Here is a 4,802-nt window from a genome sequence, read left to right as displayed (position 1 = left end):
GGCAGTCGGTGTATGCGGCGGCCAATGCGCATCTGGATGCGTTGGCCGAGCGGCGCCGGGCCCAGGGCCGTCCCGCCACCTCCGTCGCCTGGGGCCTGTGGGGCGGCACCGGCATGGGCGCCGGCGACGGCGTCACGGACTTCTACGCCGAGCGTGGCCTCGCCCCCATGCGCCCGGAGTCGGGCATCGAGGCCCTGCACGGAGCGCTGGACCAGGGAGACACCTGTGTCACGGTCGCCGACATCGACTGGGAGCACTTCGTCACCGGCTTCACCGCCTACCGCCCCAGTCCCCTGATCTCCGACATCCCGCAGGTCCGCGAAGCGCGGGCCGCCGCGCCCACCGTCGACGCGTCGGACGGGCTGCGCCGCCGCATCGACGCCGCCCTCACCCCGCGCGAGCGCACCAAGGTGCTGGTGGACCTGGTCCGTACGGTGGCGGCGGAGATCCTGGGCCACGACGGGATCGACCGCATCGGCCACGACGTCGCCTTCAAGGAACTCGGCTTCGACTCGCTGGCCGCGGTGCGGCTGCGCGGCCGGCTGGCCGAGGCGACCGGGCTCGTCCTGCCCGCGACGGTCATCTTCGACCACCCCACCGTGGACCGGCTCGGCGCCGCGCTGCTGGAGGACCTGACCGGCGGGAGCGACACCGGAACGGGCGGTGCGGACGGCGCGGCGGGCCCGGCCGACGCCGGCGGGATCGAGACACCGGCCGCCGCACCGGAGCCCTCGGCCCACGACGCCGACATCGACGAGCTCGACGCGGATGCGCTCATCCGGCTGGCGACGGCCGGTACCGCAGCGGCCGGCGACGCACCGTCCGGCGACGGGACCGCCGACTCCGGGACCGCCGACGCCGGGACCACCCGCGGCGCAGCGTCCGCGCAGTAACACCCCCCCCGTACCGGAGCGCGAGCGCCCGGACCGGCCGCGCCCCGCACCACCGACGACCCACCCCAGAGCGAGCAGACGAGGAAGTCGAACATGTCACCGTCCATGGACGAAGTGCTCGGTGCGCTGCGCACCTCGGTCAAGGAGACCGAGCGGCTGCGTCGACGCAACCGCGAACTCCTGGCCACCGCGCGCGAGCCCATCGCCATCGTGGGCATGGCGTGCCGCTACCCCGGTGGCGTGAGCACCCCCGACGACTTATGGGAGCTCACCGCCGACGGCGTCGACGCGGTCACCCGCTTCCCCGCCGACCGCGGCTGGGACGAGGCCGCCGTCTACTCGCCCGACCCCGACACACCCGGTACCACCTACTGCCGCGAGGGCGGCTTCCTCACCGGCGTCGGCGACTTCGACGCCGCCTTCTTCGGTGTCTCGCCGAACGAGGCGCTGGTGATGGACCCCCAGCAGCGGCTGCTGCTGGAGACGTCCTGGGAGGCGCTGGAGCGGGCCGGCGTCGTCCCGGCCTCGCTGCGCGGCAGCCGCACCGGCGTGTTCGTCGGGGCCGCGCACACCGGCTACGTCGCCGACACCGCACGGGCGCCCGAGGGCACCGAGGGCTATCTGCTGACGGGCAACGCCGACGCGGTGATGTCCGGCCGGATCGCCTACACCCTGGGCCTTCAGGGCCCGGCGTTGACGATCGAGACGGCCTGCTCGTCGTCGCTGGTGGCGCTGCACCTGGCGGTGCAGTCGCTGCGCCGGGGCGAGTGCGATCTCGCGCTGGCCGGCGGCGTCGCGGTGATGCCCGACCCGACGGTGTTCGTGGAGTTCTCCCGGCAGCGCGGGCTCGCCCCGGACGGGCGGTGCAAGGCGTTCGCGGAGGGCGCGGACGGCACCGCCTGGGCGGAGGGCGTCGGTGTGCTGCTCGTCGAGCGGTTGTCGGACGCGCTGCGCAACGGTCACCGCGTACTGGCGGTGGTGCGGGGCAGTGCGGTCAATCAGGACGGCGCGAGCAACGGGCTGACGGCGCCGAGCGGTCCGGCGCAGCGGAAGGTCATCGGTGACGCGTTGGCCGATGCCGGGTTGACCCCGGGTGAGGTCGACGTCGTCGAGGCGCACGGCACGGGTACACCGTTGGGCGACCCGATCGAGGCCGGTGCGCTGCTGGCCACCTACGGGTGCGAACGGGCGGGTGATCCGCTGTGGTTGGGATCGCTGAAGTCCAACATCGGCCACGCGCAGGCCGCGGCCGGCGTGGGCGGTGTGATCAAGATGGTGGAGGCGATGCGGCACGCCACGCTGCCCCGCACCCTCCACGTCGACGCCCCCTCGTCGAAGGTGGAGTGGTCCTCGGGCGCGGTGGAGTTGCTGACCGAGGCCCGGCCCTGGCCCCGGCGGGCGGACCGCAAGCGCCGCGCGGCCGTCTCCGCCTTCGGCGTCAGCGGCACCAACGCGCACGTCGTCCTTGAGGAACCGCCCGCCGAGGCCGAGCCCGGCGGCGGCGACGGGGCCGGCCGCGCCCCTCGGGACGCCGCCTCGGCCCCCCTCCCCTGGGTGATCTCCGCCCGCTCCGAGGAGGCTCTGTGCGGCCAGGCCGACCGGCTCGCCGCCGAGGTCGCCCGCCGGAGGCCCGAGCACGACACCCGGCCGGATCCCACCACGGCCGTCGACATCGGCTACTCCCTGGCCACCACCAGGGATGCCCTGGAGCACCGGGCGGTCGCGCTGGTGAACGACGCCCGGGCGGCCCGCGCCGACCTCGCCGAGCTGGCCGCCGGCCGGACACCGGACACCGTGGTCACCGGCGTCGCCCGGCGCGGCCGCGGCATCGCCTTCCTCTGCTCCGGCCAGGGCGCCCAGCGGCTCGGCGCCGGAGCGGCGCTCCGTGCCGCGTACCCCGTCTTCGCCGAGGCCCTCAACGAGATCACGGCCGAGTTCGACGCCCACCTCGAACGCCCCCTGCGGTCCGTGATGTTCGCCGAGCCCACCTCGCCGGACGCCGCACTGCTGGACCGTACCGACTACACCCAGCCCGCGCTGTTCGCCGTCGAGACCGCGCTGTTCCGGCTCTTCGACAGCTGGGGCCTGGTGCCGGACGTCCTCCTGGGGCACTCCATCGGCGGCCTGGTGGCGGCGCACGCCGCGGGGGTGTTCTCGGCGGCCGACGCCGCCCGGCTGGTCGCGGCGCGCGGCCGGCTGATGCGCGCGCTGCCCGAGGGCGGCGCGATGGTCGCGGTGCAGGCCACCGAGCGGGAGGTCGCCGCGCTGGAGCCGGTGGTCGCCGGCGGCGCGGTCATCGCGGCGGTCAACGGGCCGCAGGCCCTGGTGCTCTCCGGGGACGAGTCGGCGGTACTCGCGGCGGCCGGCACACTGGCCTCCCGGGGACGCCGTACGAAGCGCCTCGTGGTGAGCCACGCCTTCCACTCGCCCCGCATGGACGCCATGCTCGCCGACTTCCGCGCGGTCGCCGCATCGGTCGCCTACCACGCCCCCCGGCTGCCGGTCGTCTCCGACGTGACCGGTGAACTCGCCACCGCCGCCGAACTGATGGACCCCGACTACTGGACCCGCCAGGTGCGGGAACCGGTGCGCTTCGCCGACGCCGTGCGCACCGCGCGGGCCCGCGACGCCGCGACCTTCATCGAACTCGGCCCCGACGCCGTCCTCTCCGGCATGGCGGAGGAGTGCCTGGCCGGCGAGGCCGACACCGTCTGCGTCCCCGCGCTGCGCCGGGGGCGCCCGGAGGGCGAGACCGCGCTCCGGGCCGCCGCCACCGCGTTCGTCCGCGGCGCGGACCTCGACTGGGCCGCGCTCTACAACGGCACGGGCGCGCGCACGACCGACCTGCCCACCTACGCCTTCCAGCACCGCCGTTACTGGCTCGCCCCCGCCGCCTCCTCGCCCGCGGCTGTCCCCACGGCTGCGCCAGCGACCGCCGCCCCCACCGCACGGCCCGCCGCCGCGGCCACGGCGGACGCGGACGACGAGGCCCTGTGGACCGCGGTGCGCGCGGGCGACGCCGCCTCGGCGGCGGCGCGACTGGGTGCCGAGGACGCCGGCATCGAGGACCAACTCCAGGCGGTCCTCCCGCACTTCGCCGCCTGGCACGACCGGCGCCGCACCGCCGCGGAGACCGCCGGACTGCGCTACCGCGTCTCCTGGCAGGCGCTCTCCCCAGACGTTGTCAGGTTCAGCCCCTCGGATCGCTGGCTGATGGTCGAGCATGGGCACCGCACGGACTCCGCGGACGCCGCGGAGCGGGCGCTGCGCGCGGCCGGCGCGGAGGTGCTCCGCCTGGTGCGACCGCTCGGCGAGGACACCGGAGCGCCGCGGACGGAAGCGTCGGAGCGGGACGCCCTGGCGACCCGGCTGGCCGAACTCGCGCGGAGCCCGGAGGGCTTGGCCGGCGTGCTGGTGCTCCCCGACACGGGCGGAGCCACCCTCGCCGGGCACCCGGGGCTGGACGAGGGGACGACGGCGGTGCTTCAGATGGTTCAGGCGATGGCGGATGCCGCGGTGGAGACGCCGCTGTGGGTCGCCACGCGGGGTGCGGTGGCGGTGGAGCCCGGTGAGGTGCCGTGTGTGATGGGCGCTCGGGTGTGGGGTCTTGGGCTGGTGGCGGCTCTTGAGGCGCCCGCGCAGTGGGGCGGTCTGGTGGACCTGCCCGCCGAGCCCGGGAAGCGTGACTGGCGCCGTCTGGCTGCCGTCGTCTCCGGCCGCGCCGGCGAGGACCAGGTGGCCATCCGCGGCTCCGGCGTCTACGGCCGTCGGCTCCTGCCCGCGACGGCCCCCACGGCCCCCACGGCCCAGGACTCCTGGCGGGCGCGGGGGAGTGTGGTGGTGACGGGTGGTTTGGGTGGTTTGGGGGGTCATGTGGCGCGGTGGTTGGCGCGTGAGGGTGCGGAGCAT

Annotated in this window: 2 protein-coding genes; both read left to right on the top strand. The window is 75.8% G+C overall.

The genetic code is table 11. The features are described from left to right. A partial coding sequence (locus AB0C96_RS42900) for a beta-ketoacyl reductase (protein WP_362925721.1) occupies window positions 1–893 on the top strand: 893 nt, incomplete at its 5' end. Window positions 894–986: 93 nt separating this feature from the next. After that, on the top strand, window positions 987–4,802 hold a 3,816-nt coding region (locus AB0C96_RS42895), incomplete at its 3' end, for a type I polyketide synthase (protein WP_362925720.1).

The sequence above is a fragment of the Streptomyces sp. NPDC048506 genome (assembly GCF_040651315.1).
In the GTDB taxonomy this organism is placed as follows: Bacteria; Actinomycetota; Actinomycetes; order Streptomycetales; family Streptomycetaceae; genus Streptomyces.
The sequence above is the reverse complement of the archived record's forward strand: the minus strand, read 5'-3'. Positions and strand labels throughout refer to the sequence as shown.